Annotated in this window: 17 protein-coding genes; 1 reads left to right on the top strand and 16 read right to left on the bottom strand. The window is 38.4% G+C overall.

Annotated elements, in window-relative coordinates; translation table 11 throughout:
• Positions 1-3 precede the first annotated feature (3 nt).
• The 16 genes from V9W66_RS10990 to V9W66_RS10915 all read right to left on the bottom strand — a co-directional run bounded on the left by V9W66_RS10990 (position 4) and on the right by V9W66_RS10915 (position 16,700).
• Positions 4-981 carry a substrate-binding domain-containing protein gene (locus tag V9W66_RS10990; RefSeq protein WP_186290052.1) on the bottom strand — a complete coding sequence of 326 codons (978 nt, stop codon included), beginning with the start codon at positions 979-981 and terminating at the stop codon, positions 4-6.
• 86 nt (positions 982-1,067) lie between these two features.
• Positions 1,068-2,048, bottom strand: a complete 981-nt coding sequence (locus tag V9W66_RS10985; protein WP_243121687.1) for an ABC transporter permease — start codon at positions 2,046-2,048, stop codon at positions 1,068-1,070.
• Between the two features lie 15 nt (positions 2,049-2,063).
• Positions 2,064-3,557, bottom strand: coding sequence for a sugar ABC transporter ATP-binding protein (locus tag V9W66_RS10980; RefSeq protein WP_144093979.1), 1,494 nt, complete (start codon positions 3,555-3,557; stop codon positions 2,064-2,066).
• A gap of 24 nt (positions 3,558-3,581) precedes the next feature.
• Positions 3,582-4,022, bottom strand: a complete 441-nt coding sequence (locus V9W66_RS10975) for an RpiB/LacA/LacB family sugar-phosphate isomerase (RefSeq protein WP_144093980.1) — start codon at positions 4,020-4,022, stop codon at positions 3,582-3,584.
• Between the two features lie 242 nt (positions 4,023-4,264).
• Positions 4,265-5,698, bottom strand: coding sequence for a hypothetical protein (locus tag V9W66_RS10970; RefSeq protein WP_144093981.1), 1,434 nt, complete (start codon positions 5,696-5,698; stop codon positions 4,265-4,267).
• Entirely contained in the window at positions 5,695-6,696 is a 1,002-nt protein-coding gene (locus V9W66_RS10965; protein ID WP_243121688.1) for a sensor histidine kinase, read from the bottom strand. The genes V9W66_RS10970 and V9W66_RS10965 overlap by 4 nt, the downstream gene beginning before the upstream one ends.
• A gap of 16 nt (positions 6,697-6,712) precedes the next feature.
• Entirely contained in the window at positions 6,713-8,311 is a 1,599-nt protein-coding gene (locus tag V9W66_RS10960) for a response regulator transcription factor (RefSeq protein ID WP_144093982.1), read from the bottom strand.
• 231 nt (positions 8,312-8,542) lie between these two features.
• Positions 8,543-8,998 carry an Hsp20/alpha crystallin family protein gene (locus tag V9W66_RS10955; protein WP_144093983.1) on the bottom strand — a complete coding sequence of 152 codons (456 nt, stop codon included), beginning with the start codon at positions 8,996-8,998 and terminating at the stop codon, positions 8,543-8,545.
• Between the two features lie 133 nt (positions 8,999-9,131).
• Entirely contained in the window at positions 9,132-9,593 is a 462-nt protein-coding gene (locus V9W66_RS10950) for an Hsp20/alpha crystallin family protein (protein WP_144093984.1), read from the bottom strand.
• Positions 9,594-9,812: 219 nt separating this feature from the next.
• Complete coding sequence (locus V9W66_RS10945) at positions 9,813-10,934, bottom strand: type II toxin-antitoxin system HipA family toxin (protein WP_144093985.1); 1,122 nt, start codon at positions 10,932-10,934, stop codon at positions 9,813-9,815.
• Positions 10,921-11,199: a helix-turn-helix domain-containing protein gene (locus tag V9W66_RS10940; protein ID WP_144093986.1), complete on the bottom strand. Its 279-nt coding sequence runs from the start codon at positions 11,197-11,199 to the stop codon at positions 10,921-10,923. The genes V9W66_RS10945 and V9W66_RS10940 overlap by 14 nt, the downstream gene beginning before the upstream one ends.
• Positions 11,200-11,525: 326 nt before the next feature.
• The gene (gene tnpB / locus V9W66_RS10935) at positions 11,526-12,623 is read right to left on the bottom strand and encodes an IS200/IS605 family element RNA-guided endonuclease TnpB (RefSeq protein WP_439362777.1); all 1,098 of its coding nucleotides are present in this window, start codon (positions 12,621-12,623) and stop codon (positions 11,526-11,528) included.
• Entirely contained in the window at positions 12,623-13,045 is a 423-nt protein-coding gene (gene tnpA, locus V9W66_RS10930; protein WP_161206384.1) for an IS200/IS605 family transposase, read from the bottom strand. Before tnpA ends, tnpB begins: the two co-directional genes overlap by 1 nt.
• A gap of 135 nt (positions 13,046-13,180) precedes the next feature.
• Complete coding sequence (locus V9W66_RS10925; protein WP_186289987.1) at positions 13,181-14,125, bottom strand: TIGR03943 family putative permease subunit; 945 nt, start codon at positions 14,123-14,125, stop codon at positions 13,181-13,183.
• Positions 14,122-15,699 carry a permease gene (locus V9W66_RS10920; protein ID WP_144100574.1) on the bottom strand — a complete coding sequence of 526 codons (1,578 nt, stop codon included), beginning with the start codon at positions 15,697-15,699 and terminating at the stop codon, positions 14,122-14,124. Before V9W66_RS10920 ends, V9W66_RS10925 begins: the two co-directional genes overlap by 4 nt.
• A gap of 14 nt (positions 15,700-15,713) precedes the next feature.
• Positions 15,714-16,700, bottom strand: a complete 987-nt coding sequence (locus V9W66_RS10915) for a metal ABC transporter substrate-binding protein (protein WP_144092935.1) — start codon at positions 16,698-16,700, stop codon at positions 15,714-15,716.
• Between the two features lie 193 nt (positions 16,701-16,893).
• On the opposite strand from V9W66_RS10915, the gene V9W66_RS10910 reads away from it, so the two are divergent.
• On the top strand, positions 16,894-17,328 hold the full coding sequence (locus V9W66_RS10910; RefSeq protein WP_144092937.1) for a Fur family transcriptional regulator: 435 nt from the start codon (positions 16,894-16,896) through the stop codon (positions 17,326-17,328).
• Positions 17,329-17,336 lie beyond the last annotated feature (8 nt).

Genomic DNA, 17,336 nt, shown 5'->3' with positions numbered 1-17,336 from the left:
ACATCAATATTTACTCTGATAATCTTTGTAATTATCCGGTGTGATCATCTCAAATGGAATCCACAGTTCCTTTTCATAGTCTTCATTATTTACACATTTGACAGCCGTTTCAAGAGCACCTGTAATCTGACCTTCTGCATTCTGGAAATCGCTGGCAATCATCTTTCCGCTTTCTACTGCTACAACTGCATCTGTGATACCATCAATACCAATGCAAGGAATGTCCATACTCTGTGCTTCGATAGCCTCTCTTGCGCCAAGTGCCATTTCATCATTTTCAGATACAACCGCATCAATATCATCACCATATGTTGTGATCCATGTTTCCATAAGTGTCATAGCTTCAGAACGGGACCAGTTAGCTGTATTTTGGGCAAGGATCTGAATATCCGGATAATCTTTCAGTACATTTTCAATACCTTCCATTCTCTGTAACTGTGCGGATTGTCCCATCGGTCCTTCAATAACTACAATATTAAAAGCATCTTTTTTCATATAATCGATCATATATTTCATGATATCTTCGCCGGCACTTACATCCTGAGAACCCACATAAGCTGTAAGTTTATCATTATTTACCATTGTATTTACACCTATGATTGGAATTCCAGCCTCATCTGCTGCATCAACACATGCAGAACATGCATCTGCATCCTGTGGATTCAAGATAATTGCATCTACTCCATCTGCAATCATTGTTTCTACCTGTGACAGCTGTGTTGCCGCATCATTGTTTCCATCATATGATTTATATTTTACTCCATTCTCCTCTGCCCATTTCTGTGCAGCATTATCCATACGCATACAGAACTCTGTCTGAAGAGTATAATAAGTAGCACCAATATTCAGGCCTTCCGCACCTTCCACTTTTTCGCTAGCACCATCTGCTGCAAAAACAGCTGTGCTTCCCAGAGCCGTGCTGCCGATCATAACCATTATTAATGTTGTTGCCATCATTTTTTTCATTGTCTTTCTTGTCATTTTTCATTCCTCCCTTGTATAAATTTATTTTTATTAATTTCCTCTTATCGTCCGGAAGTTTATTATTTTTCTTTTCTTAATCTTTATCAGTCTGAACTTAATCCATCCAGCATTACCGCACCAATAACAACAAATCCTTTGACAAGCATCTGATAATATGCATTGACACCAAGCATATCAAGTCCTGTAGAAAGGAACTGCATGATCAAAATACCTACGATGGTACCCCAAAGTCTTCCTTTTCCTCCGGCAAGACTGGTTCCACCAATAACAACTGCTGCGATAGCATCTGTTTCATATCCATCTCCTGTAGAAGTAACACCAGAAGTAACTCTGGCTGTCATAATAACACCTGCGAGTGCGGAAAGTACACCTGTCAGGATATAAACAGAACAGATGATTCTCTTCGTATTGATACCAGATACATGAGCTGCATTTCGGTTACCACCAACAGCATAAATATAACGTCCGTATCTCGTCTTATACAAAAGTGTGAAGCAGATAATCAGTACAACCGCCATGATCACACATGGAATCGGAATAAATCCAAAGCTGCCACCACCTATTGTTTTAAAAGAATCCGAAAGATTTGGAATCGGTTTAGCATCTGTCAGAAGAAACTTAAGGCTGTCGGCAATGCTCAATGCACCAAGCGTACCGACAAACGCCGGAACCTTCAGATATGCAATACAAAATCCATTAAAAACACCAAATACCAGTCCTACCAGCAGGCCGATTAGAATTGCCACGATCGCTGGATATCCTTTGACAGACTGTGCAAAATATGCAGAATACATACCTGCACATCCCATGATCGCACCAACAGAAAGATCAATTCCTCCGGTTAATACTACAAAAGTCATTCCAATAGCAAGCAGACCATTAATAGATGCATTACGAAAGACATTTCGCAGATTGGCCGGACTAATGAAACGTGGTCTCAATACTGTGATGATAATGATCAGAAGAATTAATCCGATCAATGAACCATAGGTTGAAACAAATTGTTTTTTGGATAATTTTTCATTATTTGAATAAGCTTTATTTTTTGCCATTTCTCCACTCATGGTTTTCACTCCCTACTATTGTTTACCTTGCATAAACTTAAACTGCATTTGTGCAATAGCTTCCTGGTTAAATTCATTTCGGTTTAATTCACCGCTGCATCTGTGATTGCTCAGAATAATCATCCTGTCGGACATTCCCATAGCCTCAGGCATTTCAGAAGAAACCATAAGAATGGCATTTCCTTTACTTACATAATCACACATAATCTTATATATTTCTGCTTTGGCACCTACATCAATTCCTCTGGTAGGTTCGTCAAAGATTAATACATTCGGACCAGCGATCATCCATTTCGCAAGAACAACTTTCTGCTGATTGCCTCCTGAAAGTGCTTTTACTGACATTGATGTTCTGGCAACCTTAATACCAAGTGAAGCTACTTCCTGTGTAACAACATCCGCTTCTTTCTTTTTCTGAAGGAAACCACTTTTTACAAAAGACTGCAGTGAAGCAATTGTAATATTTTTTTCAACGCTCATAGGAAGAACAAGTCCTTCACCTTTACGGTCTTCCGTAACGTAAGCGATTCCATGCTGGATTGCATCACGGGGAGTCTTAAATTCCACTTCTTCTCCGTTTAAAATTAATTTTCCTGAATCTGGTTTGGTAAGCCCAAAAATCGAATGCATAAGTTCTGTTCGTCCTGCACCGACTAAACCTGTAAAACTCAAAATTTCTCCTTTATGAAGTTTAAAGCTGATATCCTCATACTCTCCTGCACGAGTAAGATGCTGTACTTCCAGGAGAGTTTCTCCTATTGGAACTTCTTTTTTCGGAAACTGTGTTCCCAGTTCACGTCCAACCATACTTCGAATCAGTATGTCTTCATTTACTTCCAAAGCTTTAAAAGTATCTATGTAAGTACCATCACGAAGAATTGTCATTTCATCACATATCTGAAATATTTCATCCATTTTATGAGATATATAAATAATTCCAACTCCTGCAGACTTCAGATTTCTGATCATATTAAACAGATTATCAACTTCTTTATCTGTAATCGAAGAAGTTGGCTCATCCATGATTACTACCCGGGCGTTCTGTGAGATTGCTTTGGCTATTTCAACCATCTGCTGATCTGCCACTCTTAACCGTTTCATTTTTGTCCGTGGATTTAAATGAATACCAAGGTTTTTCAGAAGTTCATCTGTCTGATGATACAACTGACGATAATCTACCATGCCAAAACGTCCTGGTTCTCTTCCAAGATAAATATTTTCAGCCACAGACATCTCAAGCTCTGATGATAATTCCTGATGAATCATTGCAATTCCCAGTTCGCGTGCCTTAGCTGGAGATGAAATTTCGACCTCCTTATTATCAAGAAAGACTTTTCCTGAATCCGCTGTATGCACACCTGCTATGACTTTCATTAAAGTCGATTTACCTGCACCATTTTCACCCATCAGTGCATGTACAGACCCAGATTGCAAAACAAAATTTACACCATGGAGGACTTCAACTCCATAAAAACTTTTGTGAATATCCTTCAATTCAATCAGACTCATTGTTTTGCCACCTCTCTTTTGAATTTATCTGTTCATGTCATATTCTACGAACGCATCAACTTTAGGCTGGGAAGAGCAGCCTGGCACAAATTCGTTTGTAAGAAAGGCGTCTAGCAGTTCTTCTCTAAGTTTATTTCCAATAGTAAATGCACCGAAACATGCAATATTTGCATTATTACTGAGACGTGCTCTCTTTGCAGAATAAATATCTGTCAGGAGAGCTGGATATGCACCCTTTACCTTACTTGCTGCCAGACAGACACCAATTCCGGTTCCACAGATCAGAATCCCACGGTCATAGCTTCCTTCAGCTACTGCTTCCGCAAGCTTGGTAGCCACATGTGCATAAATCGTATCTTCACTTCCAAAATCAGTAACAGACCCATAATTTTTTGATTTTATAAACTCTATCAATTCTTCTTTTGCACTCTGTGCATTTGGGTCACATCCAATCGCAATCTTCATTTGCGTTCCCTCCTTTTCTTTAAAGAGAGTATATAATAAATGCATATTATTTCCAATCCGAATAACTTTAGAATTGGTAGAATATATTAAGATTTCATATTATTTTTGTATTTTTCTATATATATTACACATCTTTCAATATATTTTCAGATTGTTTATAGTATAAAAGCACAAATTTACCTGTTCAAAGCACAAAAAACGCAGACTATAAAAGTATAGTCTGCGTCGTCTATAAAACCTGCTTACTGTTCTTTATATATTTCATCCAGATCAATAATCCTGTCCGAACATTCTTCCATATACTCAGAATTTGATTTAACAATTATAATTGAAGTACCTTTATCCGCCATTTTTTTTACATACGATAAAATAACCGAAACGCCATATGCATCACAGCTAGTAAATGGTTCATACAGAATAATTACATCTGGATTAAAAATATACCATCTGTCCATTGCAACACTGATATGATCATTCTTGCCAAGACAGCCTGTTATCTGACCTGAGGAAACAGTCTCAATTTCAAGCTCATTACTGAGAATTTCTTTTATCTTATGCCCTGATATCATATAATTCAGCAATGGAATTTTTTTCAGAGAAGGGAGCATAAGATTATCTCCTACTGACATTTTTTCAAAAATCTCATTATCATTTCCAAGTCTCATTACTGATACAATTTTATATTCAAAAAATTTTAGTATCGAAGGGGAATACATTTTTTTATTCTGGACAGTATACTCAACACCATCCAGGCTTATCCTGCCACTGAGAATCTGAAAAAGTCTCTGTCTCATTCTATGCTCTGTAATTACAAATGTAGTAATTTCGCCCTTGTGAAAGCAGAAGTTCTCTTTTCTGTCTTTCAGGAATACATAATTTACTTCATAAACAATCTTTTTTAAAGGAGTTATCTTGCGAGCATAACTATCCAGCGAGTTTTTTTTCTGCCTCATGGTTCCACCTAACAAATAATCACTAATTTTACCTGTATTATATGGAGAATTCTTCTTCCAGCGCTTTACTATACGACCACGCCGAAAAATCACATATTCGTCCGAAAGAATTTCTGCTGCTCTTGTAGAATGACATAAAAGTATTACAGACATTTTTCCCCGAATTACTGTTTTCAGAAAATCTGAGTATTTCTGAATACTCTCTATATCCATACCTTCACATTCATCTTCAATAATCAGAATGCGTGCATTTTCTTTTTCTGCACGAATAACTTCTACTATTCTTCGCTCTAAAGGTGTCAGATCTCTTAATTTCTTTTTTACATTTAATTGCACATTTATCTTTTCTATCCTCTGTTCAGCCTGTTTTATCAGGTTTTCTCTGACTTTTCTGGACAGAAACCAGCTTACATCTTTTAGAGAAATATATTCGGCCACACTCCAGTTTTCGATACCTTCGCAGTTAGTATTAAGATAATATATAAGTGGCTGCAGATCAACAAACTTCCGTATTCTGCACCCATCCACATAAACCCTGCTTTCGCTCCAGTTCATATCTATGTGACCTGTCAGAATCTGAACAAGCAGTTCTTTTCCTGAATAATTAAGTCCCAGAAAAGCTGTAACTTCTCCTTCTATTGTATAAAAAGAAGCATATGACAGTTTTCCATAATCTTCATTATGCAGAATAAGGTCACTCATTCTCAATACAATTTTCTTCACACTCGTTCCTCCGCGTGATGATTTGTAGGTAATATTAATTCTACATCCGTTCCACACCCTTCTGAACTGTATACGTTTAATCCATATCTTTCTCCAAAAAGAAGCTGTATACGTTTATTAATGTTTGGAAGCGCAATTCCTGTTCCGTGACTTTTATCTTCTTCTACCAGGCCTGTTATTTCAGAATGTATTCTTCCGTTCAACTCATCAAGTTCTTTCAAAGACATTCCCCTTCCATTATCGGAAACTGTAATTATCATGTCTTCCGCAATATCTACTTCTATAAGAACTTGCGCTCCCTCTATTTTTTCTTCCAGTCCATGAATAATCGCATTTTCTACAATTGGCTGTAAAATCAGTCTCGGAACATAATAGTCATATGCAGCTGTATTTTCATCATCAATCACAATTTCCATAGAAAATCTGTGATTAAAGCGATATTGCTGAATTCTCATATAATTATTAATATTGTTCAATTCATCTCTGAGTGTTACCAGATTTCCTTTTCTGCTTATGCTGTATCTGAAAAAGGAAGCCAGTGTCTCAATCATTTTGGCCACTTCAATATTATCATCACACATAGCCTGTCCTCTGATCGTGTCCAAAGTATTATAAAGGAAGTGTGGATTAATCTGACTCTGCAATGCAGTCAGTTCTGTCTGCTTGGTAAAAATCTCGGCGTTATTTCTGTTGATTTTTAAAGAAAGATAATGCTTTATAAGGGGAATTATATCCATAAGAAATGGAGTATTCGCAATTTCAACTTCAAATTCTGCCAGTGTCTTATTGCCCCTGTCTATCTGTTCCAGTTTTTCTTCTGTAGTCTGTACAGATTTGTAAATCCATTTTTGTAAACATATAAAATTAATAATCTGAAAAGAAATCAGTATTGTTGCGGAAAAAAATGCCACCGCATTTTTTTCTTCCAGGATAAGCCATACTAATACCACCACAGTCACAAGCATTAACACTGATTCCATAATTTTTATCTTTTTCATCCCCGCATCCCCCTGATCATGAGTGAAGACGACGGTAGATTGCCGGTTTGACTCCAACTACCTTTTTAAACAGCTGACTGAAATATTTCTGATCTCCATATCCCACAGCATCTCCTATGGCAGCAATTGTATCATTGCTGGAAACAAGCAGTTTCTTTGCCTGTTCCATACGCACATTAATTAGATATGTACTGAAATTCATATTTGTTTCTTTCTTAAAAAGTGTGCTAAAATAAACGGGATTTAAGTCCACTATAGCAGCAATATCTTCAAGAAGTATCTTATCCCGAAAATGTTTTTCCACATATTCTTTTGCCTGACGGATCGGTTTAAGGGATTTATTTTTTTCACTTTCCTGTAATACATCCAGATAATCCTTCATAGTATCCGAAAGTATTTCTATAAGTTGATTAAACTTATAACAGTTCTGACATTTACACAAAAGCATATTTTTTCCCTCTGTCTGCTCTTCCTGATTCAGATAAGAAAAAAACAAGTCAACCAGTTTTTCTGCAATTCCATAATATTCTGTTGTATCAACATTTTTCTGCAAAGCATTTCCATAAATTTCCAAAATTTGTTTCTTGAGGTTCTGTCCCGAATAATCGCCAATACTGCTGTATAGATATTCTTTTTTATCTTCAAATCGTTTCCAAATTCCCAAATCTGTATCTGAAGGAATTTCTTCCAAATATATCAGGCGTCCTACGCCACAGTGCATCCTGTTACAAACAGCTCTATACGCTTCAAGGATTGAAAAACGTATTTTGTCGAAAGATTCCTGTTCTGATCCTATGCCTATAGTAACTTCATACTGATCAAATCCCATAAGATAGTCCTTCACGGTAATGAGGATACGATTGATCAGCTCTTTAATTTTTTTGCTCTGTTCAGCATCATAATTAAACAGGCAGTATATATGCATATATTCTTTCTCGCAAATTAGAAATTCCTGTACATTATTTTTCATAACACTGTCTACCAGCGTAATAATATGATCTGCTGTTCTTGAATCCTGACGCATATCAATTCCTGTAATATCCACATGATCCAATTTGATATCAATACCTCTGTAAATTTTTCCTATCATCTTAACAGATGTACTCTGCATTGCACTGTTTTCTTTTTGGTCTATTATATTTTTCAGGAAATTCTGACGGATAATTTTATTACTTTTGACTATCGTTTCCTGGAATTCTTTTTTCTTCAGTTCAAAATCATTCTGTGCATTTATCTTCTGTGCAATCTTTTTGAGAGAATCATTTAATTCTTCTTCATTTACGGGTTTCAGAATATAATTTTCCACACCATAAGCAAGTGCCTGATGTGCATATTCAAACTCTTTATACCCACTGATCACTATAAAATGTGTATTCATTTTATTTTCTTCAGATATTATCCGAATCAAATCCAGGCCACTGACTCTGGGCATACGAATATCGGTAATCACTATATCAGGATTTTTCTCATGAACCATCTGAACTGCTTTTTCACCATCATCAAGAACTGCCATGCATTCCATATTCAGTTCTGACCAGTGAATCAATTTCTTAATCAGCATACCAATCCTGAATTCATCATCCACAATCAGAACGCTTCTTTTCTTTTCTTCCATGATTTCGCTCCTTTTCAGATTATGGGTTGTCCAAGTACTACATCTGTTTTTGCAGTCACCAAACAACTATATACTATTTTATCAGAATATTCCTCTTGTTCAAGCAAAATCCGTAGAAAATTCCTGCTGAAATTTTATTTTCTGCATAGATAAGTTTTATTTTAAACCAAAACAAAAAACCGGAATCCTTTCGGATCCCGGCTATATTTAGGGGAGAAAAAGCAATGAAAGTTAACCTTCGATTGCGATGTAGCCATCTTTTTCTTCAACGGCTTTCGGCGCTTTCTTCGGAAGAGAAAGTTTCAGAATACCATCTTCATATTTTGCATGGATATCTTCTTCACCGACTGCATCACCGACATAGAAGCTTCTGCTTAAAGTACCGGCATAACGTTCACGTCTGATGTAGTTACCCTTCTTATCCTGCTCATCTTTATCAAGACCTTTGGCTGCTGACAGTGTCAGATAACCATCTTTCAGCTGAACCTTGATCTCATCTTTCTTGAATCCTGGAAGATCTACATCCAATTCATAGCTGCCGTCTGTTTCACGGATATCCGTTTTCATCATGTTCTGCGCATGTTTACCATAAAGCGGATTCTTCTTGCCCCAGAACTCATTCTTAAACGGGAAATCCATCCAGTCATCATCAAATAAGTTTTCTCCAAAAATACTAGGCATCAACATAAGTCATCTCTCCTTTTCATGACAAACAAATCTATATTTAAGTCTTTCGACTGTTACTTGCAAATCTATTTAAAGGATATTACCCGAAATTTTCGGGCAGTACCACGAACTTTTTATCGATCAGATGTTATCATTATCCTTCAATAGTGATATATTTAGGATCATTTGAAACTGGTTTTGCTTCTTTTTTTGGAACAAACAGTTTCAGAATACCGTGTTTGTACTCACCCTTGATGTCTTCCTGTGTAACATCTTCACCTACATAAAAGCTTCTCTCGCAGGCTCCTGCGTAACGTTCACGTCTGATGTAGCGTCCTGTCTTCTTGTTATCCTCTTCTTCATCGAGGCCTTTGGCTGCGCTGACTGTCAGATAACCATCTTTCAGTGCTACCTTTACTTCGTCTTTCTTAAATCCAGGTACATCAATCACAAGCTCATAACCTTCTTTGGTTTCTTTAATATCAGTCTTCAGAAGATTCTGTGCTCTGTGTCCATACAGCTTCTTCTCTGCTTTCTTCTCGTCTTTATCATCGTAATAGAACGGTGTAAAGAAATCATCAAATAAGTTTTCTCCAAAAATACTAGGCATTAACATAAGTCATCTCTCCCTTTTCTTTTATGCTCTATCTTGAAATAAGTTTTAAGTTCTGAACCCGGTTGGTATGAATGACATCCAAGAGATTTTCTTTCAATCTTCTTATCTCTTATCCCTCTTCCTTTGTTCTAGTTGTACTATAGCACCTATTGTTAGCACTGTCAAGAGGTGAGTGCTAATTTCACAATTTCTTCACATTTTCCCGTTCTCTGGCTACACTTATAAATACTCTCCCAATATCTGTCCAACACATTCATAAATTGTATCTATGATTTCTTCGCACTTCCCCTTCTTCATACCTGCTGTAACTCCTACTTCCAGAAGTTCCTTTCTTCCTGGATTTCGCCCATTTCCATCAACAGTTGTTGTATGTTCTCCGTAATAGGTATTACTGTAAGTAAGATCATACGCCGGGCTCAGACGCCACTGGTCATTTGATTCATCATATAGATATGTGAAATTTTTTGAATGATCGTCCCGGTTATGTGCAGCCACATTAAAACACATTCGTCGAAACATGTTTTCCACATCTTCACCATTATCTCTGGTCAGAATCTTTGTAAGTTTCATCAGGCTGTGATAATCCAGACTCGGCTGCTCAAAATCCAGCTCCAGAAGTGCCGCGGCAGTCAGCATATGAACTCTTCTCCCATTAGCCCCTCTGTCAAAGCGCCTGATTCCAAAGTAACCCTTGCACTTATCAGATGGAAATAATCTGGTTTCACTCATCGTAATGCCACATTTTCTTGCACAGCTGGAATAATCGTATTCCATCTTCCCTGCATCTTTTCCATCTACATGAGCGGGAAATTTTATGATCCAGTCTTCCTGATCAATTGTTGTCATAATTTTGGGTCTGGCACCACCACTGGTACCTCCAAGATGATACAGATCATCCAGTTTATCTGAGTACTCTGTATTTAATATCTTCTCACATTCTTCTGCCAGTTCATCCAAATTTACATGATTATGCTGTTCTGGAAAACTTTTCTCCGGATAATATGTCAGTGCCCCCATTCCTGACTTTCCAACTATCGCCAATCGATCCAGAACTGTCAGTTCATCCGGATTCTGCTTATGCGCCCGAAGCAATCGATCTAGTAATAACCTTCCCCAGTTATCCGGAAGACTATCTGCGAACACCCCAAAAAGTCCGCCAAAGTAATCCTTAGTCGGAACAAATACCTGATTCTTTAAGGGAAGTGAAAATGGGCTGATCGAAAACCCATTTTCCAGCCATTCTTCGCCATATTGAAATGCAGCCTTATGATCAGCTGTCATTGCCAGTGTTCCTACAAACTTTTCGTCATAGTATACCTGTAATGTATTATCTTGTCTCATTTATGACCTCCTGAATATCTTTATAAGGTACCTGTGTAAAAAGATTTCTGAGTTCATCTGCTATGTCCAGTGCCATAGCGATCTTTGTAAGTGATATCAGCGAAATCTGTCCGGAACTTTCAAATCTTTTGATCGATCCATAGCTTACTCCACTCATAACTGCCAGTTTCTCCTGTGAAACAGAACGACGTTTTCTGATATTCCGTACTCTCTGTGCAAGTTTCTGATCCAGTTCCTCTGCTGTCTCCCATACAAGCTGTTCCATATATCTCCCACCCTTATATTGTTACTAATATATTATCCAAAATCATAGAATCATATGCTTTTTAGATAATATTTTATCTATTTTTATTTTATCATTTACCATAAAAAAGCACAAGCCACATTTCTGTAACTCGCGCCTTTCTGCAATACTTTCAGCACATATTTATCAAAATATCTGACTTGACACTCCCCACAGCTAAAGCAGGGGGATTCTTGCTTCTCCCACTACTGCATTGGCAAACACCTTACGGTACTGCAATGTCTTACACAGTGTCCACAAGCTATATTTATACTGTTCCCGTATGCCCTACGGTACAGTTTTTATCTTTATGCAGACTGCATCTGCAGTCCTTTTTTCAGAATATTGATACTTGCATTCGTATCCCGTTCATGAACCGCATGGCATTTGGGACACTCCCAGATACGAATGCCCAGATTTTTTATCCGTGGATTTCTGTAGCCACAACAGCTGCAGGTCTGACTGCTCGGATACATCGTTGGTACTCTGTGAATTTCATTTCCATACCAGCCAGCTTTATATTCCAGCATTTCAAAAAATTTTGCCCAGGAAACACTCGCTATCGATTTTGACAGTTTATGATTCCGGATCATCCCCTTAACATTCAGATCTTCAATACAGATGGTTTGGTTTTCACGCACCAGCATCGTTGACTGTTTCTGCAGGAAATCATTCCGCTGATTGGTTACTTTCTCATACACTCCTGCCACCCTGATCCGCTGCTTCTCGCGGTTATGGGAATCTTTTTGTTTTCGGGAAAGCCTGCGCTGTTCTCTTATGAGTTTTCGCATTGAGCGTTCCAGATATCTGGGATTTGATACCGTATTTCCATTACTGTCGGAGTAGAACGCTTTGATTCCGACATCAATCCCTATCGTTCCGCCAGCATTTGAGCGTGGTTCCGGTTCAAAATCAACATTTAAAACCGCAAAATATTTTCCAGCCGGTGTGTGCTCAATGATCACGTGATTAATCTTTTCCACTTCCATCGACTGCCGTATTTTAACAGATCCAAGTTTCGGAAGTTTGATATATCTTCCCACAATACGGATATTATCTTTTTGATTTACCGTTCTGTATGACTGGAACCGGTTATGTTTACTTTTGAAGGTTGGATAGGAAGCCCGTTTCTGAAAGAAATTCACAAATCCCCGGTCGAGATCCCGCAGAGACTGCTGTAATGCAATGGAATCTGCTGCTTTCAGAAAGGCAAACTCCTCTTGCTTTTTCAGTTCAGTCAGCATGGCGGAAGTCTGGGAATAGCCGATCTTTTCCCCATTTTCATAGCCTTCCTTACGCATGGCAAGTCCCCGGTTGTAGATGAACCGGCAGCATCCCAGGGTCTGATGGATGAAGTTTTTCTGTTCTCTGTTCGGGTAGATCCTGAATTTAATTCCTTTTTGCATTATCCCATCTTATCCTTTTGTCTCTGAGATGTTTTCTGGTTTTCAATATACTGTTTTACTGCTTCCAGCGGAGCACCGCCCACCGTCGATACAAAATAGCTGTTTGTCCAGAGAGTCGGCATTTTCGTTTTAAGATAGGGAAATTCCTGTCTTAAAATTCTGGACGTATAGCCTTTAAATGACTTTACAGCTTTGTGGATGCCAAACTGAGGATCTACTTCCAAAAGCATATGAACATGGTCTGGCATGATCTCCATTTCCAGAATGTCTACAGAAAGATTTGCAGCATACTCTGTGAGCAGCTCCTTCAGCCGGACGTCCACACCATTAATTAATACTTTTCGTCTATACTTTGGACACCATACTACATGGTATTTACAGGAATAGACGACATTGTTGTTTGACTTATATGTTGTGTTCATATTTATATTATACTATGGTTCATTAGTTAATACAATTACTATTTTGTCCATCTTCAATTACTTGCATAAATTCGATGGATGCGTCTTATATCCCCATAGCTGAAGCAAGAGGGTTTACGACGCATTGGATAATCTTTAAAAGACAGGATAAATATACTCTTCCTCAGCCGGTTCCGCATCCTCTATACCAGTAATGGTAAGCTCCATTCCTTTCAGCTTGTCATAATGATAGGTGCCAGTCACATTTACCCAGGCATCCTGCGTCAGTTCCGAAGCATTGTCATAAAAACATAATGGTCCGCAGTTTACCAGGTCTGCCACACAGCAGCTCATCAGTAATCTTGTGACTGCAAACTCGTTTTCTTTCATGGAAGTTTCCCTGTAAACTGTACCGTGGATATGAACAGTATAGCCTTCATATTCATCATGATAATAATTCAGTTGAACGATCCATGCATAAAATTCATCATCTGGAATAGTAATTGTTTTATTTTCCTTATCAAGACCGGACGGAATCCTGATCTGCTGTCCCTGCGAACCATATGACTGTCCCTGGCTGTTCTGCTGATCGTTGTTCTGCTGATTACTATTCTGAGCATCAGAAGCTATCGTTTGCTGGTTACTGTTATTGCTGTTATCTGTTACATTCCGAGAAGAAGTATCTGGTGTATTCTCTGATGTATTCTGATTGTTTGATTTATCCTTTGATGCATTTTGTGATGAATCTGTATTATTCTGCGAAATACTTCCTGAAGTATCTGACTGGCCCGTCTGCATCTGACCGGTGATCGAGGTTTCTGATGCCTTAATAGCAGTATATGGCAGAAACATGGCGATCACCGGAACAACGATTACCAGAAAACGGTTCAGGCGCAGTTTATACTGAGGTGTTGAAATCCGCCTGAAACAAGAAATTGCCCATACAAACATTACAGCGGCTGCGAAATATAAATATATCTTCATTCCAGGCCTTACAAACAGAAGATATTTCTCTGTAAAGATCAGATATAAAATTGCAGCAGCAAACAATACACAGCTCATACCTTCAATAAATGCTTCTTTGTTAAAATAGTGTTTCATATTCCGATTCCTCCGGTCAGCACACCAAGTACTACTACCACTCCATAGCATATTACAGTAACAGTAATCACCAGACGGAGAATAAACTTCTTTTTAAAATAGCTGTGCAGCATGATCACATTTTTAATATCCATCATCGGGCCATATACAAGAAATCCAAGAGTCGGAATAAAATTTGAAGTTCCGGATAAACTCCTTGCCACCACTGCATCCGATGAAGAACACAATGAAAGAAGAAATGCCAGAAGCATCATAAAAAATACTGACGCAGAAATCCACTGATTTCCCAATGTTCCGATCCTGTTCAGATTTAACATCTGAAACAAAACAGAAGTCCCAATTCCTGCCAGAAGATATCTGGAAACGGTATAGAATTCCATACGGGCATGAATACAGAACTGATTAAATTTCCCCATAAAAGTATCCGAATCGGTTCCTGAAACATAACATCCACAGGTGCAAAAATTCCCCATATCTGCATCATTTCGAAGAAAATCTTCAGGACTTCTGATAAGAAATGTAAGACCTATAAGAAACGAGCACAGAATGCCTGTCCCACATCTGTACAAAACCGCCCTGATATTTCCATTGTATGCATGATAAGTAGACAGGATCACTACCGGATTGATCACAGGCGATGCCGTCATAAAACAGACCGCCGCAGGTAACGGAATTCCCTTTCTGATCAGACTTTTAAACACCGGAATCGAGGCACAGTCACATACCGGAAGAAAGAAGCCGGCAATAATCCCGATGATCATAGACGGAATTGTTTTCTTTGGAAAAATTTTTGCGATACATTTTTCCGATACATATGTCTGAATCGCCGAAGAAAGAAGGACTCCCAGGATCAGGAATGGAACTGCCTGTAAAAACACTCCCATAAATATAGTAACTGCTTTCATAAGAGGGATCCCATGTCTGCTGAATAAAGGGACAAGCGCGATCAATATTCCGGCCCAGGCAGCCCATCCGATCCATTCAACAACCGGATTGCCTTTTTTCTTTTGTAATTCATGAGCGATCACATGGCCCGTATAATTATAGATTTCCAGAGAAGGAGCAAAGGTTTTCAATTCTTCTGTAAATTTTTTCCGCAGAACCGGATCCTTTGCATGTCTCAAAAAAGCCACGTCACTGGAGGCAGCCTGTGAAACCGGTCCCTCTCCTGTCTGTCCAAGCATCTGCTCTGCCAGAGGAACATCTGCAAGATAAATAACCTTTTCTATATGTAAAAACAATGACAGCTGACGCTGCAGGAAAATTTTTTCCAGACTGGAAAAAGGTTCCATGCCATTCCATTCTATCCAGATTTCATCGTAATTTCCAAGCTCAATTTCCTCTGCAATTTCATCTGAGACCGTATCAAAATCTGTATCCATCTCTTTTTTGGAATATATCAGATGTCTGTATTTCTCATATTCAGATGGGGAAATTTCCAGTTCTTCTTCCCCCTCTTCAAACTGGATAACAAGAATTTTTCTGTTCCGACGTTTACGGATGATCCTGGACAGCAGTGTAGTTTTACCACTGTCCAGAAAACCGGTAAGAATATAAACGGAAGCACTCATCATACAAATTCCCCTGCTTATTCATTTAATGCATCTTCAATTGTTTTCAGATTGCTTTCCATCACGGAAAAGTAATCCTCACCGGCGCTGATCTCATCATCTGTCAGACCTTCCAGCGGATTCAGAACAGCTGTTTTTGCTCCGATCTCATCAGCGATCGTTTCCGATACCTTCGGGCTAACAAGTTCTTCAAAGAAAATCGTTTTCACATTATTTTCTTTTGCAAATTTAATGATTTCATTCATTCTGGAAGCGTCCGGCTCTGAGTCAGGAGATAATCCTTCAATGCCTACCTGATTCAGCCCGTACGCCTGGCACAGATATCCAAAGGCTTCATGGGAAGTGATCAGATCCTTACTTTTTGTATCAGCAAGCCCATCCTTATACTCTTTATCAAGCTGATCAAATTTTTCTGCATAGGTTTCATAATTCTGTTCATAATAATCTTTATTGTCCGGATCAGCCTCTACAAACGCATTCTTGATGTTTTCCATTTCTGCTTTTGCATTCAATGGATTAAGCCATACATGCGGATCATAGGTGATTTCTGAATCTGTGCTCTCATCAGAAGCATCGCTGTCTGAAGAACTGTCCTCCGTTTCCTCCTCATCCTCTTCTTTTCCTTCAAGAAGTGTCAGTCCCCTGGAAGCTTCTACCACTTTAAGCTCCTTATTATCCAGTGCACCCAGCACATCCTCTGTCCAGTGCTCCATTCCTGCACCATTATAGATAAATACATCAGCCTCTTCCAGATTTTTAACATCTGTTGCGGCAGGTTCCCAGTCATGAGGTTCTGTTCCGGCAGGTACCATATTTGTGACTTCTACTTTATCACCGCCGACCTTTGTTGCAAAATCATACATAGGATAAAAGCTTACCATAACATTCAGCTTTTTCTCAGAAGAAGTATCCTCGGTTCCTGCTGCATATGCCAGATTAAAAGAACCAATGCCAAGTGCTGCCGTAGCTGCAAGTGCTGTTATAGTTAATAAACTTTTTTTCATAATAATGTCCTTTCTGCACAATTCTGATGCGCCTAAAAAATTGCAAATTATTTGCATTTATTAAAATAGCATACAGCCATATGGATGTCAATATAATTTGCAAATTATTTGCATTTTATAGAAAGTACAATTGACTCAAATGAAATAAAAAGATACAATAATAAAAAAGCACAGACGAAGGGAATAGAAAGAAATGGCCGAACGTAAACCATATATCACAAAAACAAGACAGATCATCCTGGAATATCTAAAAAAACAGAGAGCTGTCACTGTCAGTGTGGCTGATATTGAAAAGTATTTAAAAGATGAGGGAATTAAGGTGAATACAACGACTGTATACAGATACCTTGACAAGCTCTGCGCCGAACATACCGTAATCAAATATCCGGATCTGAATTCCGACAAAGCTGTATTTCAGTTCGCAGGAGAAGAAAAGAAATGTGCAGAGCATCTGCATCTCAAATGTATCCGATGTGGTAAGGTTGTACATCTGGACTGCGATTTTATGGATGAATTAAAAGAGCATCTGTATCGGGACCACGGATTCCGTCTTCAGTGCAGTGGAGATATGCTTCATGGAATCTGCCAGGACTGTGAAGAAAAAGAGAATTCTTCTCCACAGGTCTGACTGTTTTT

Source organism: Blautia massiliensis (ex Durand et al. 2017) (assembly GCF_051861785.1).
GTDB classification, from domain to species: Bacteria; Bacillota; Clostridia; order Lachnospirales; family Lachnospiraceae; genus Blautia_A; species Blautia_A luti_A.
Note: the sequence above shows the minus strand (reverse complement) of the source record. Positions and strands in the feature narration are given on the sequence as shown.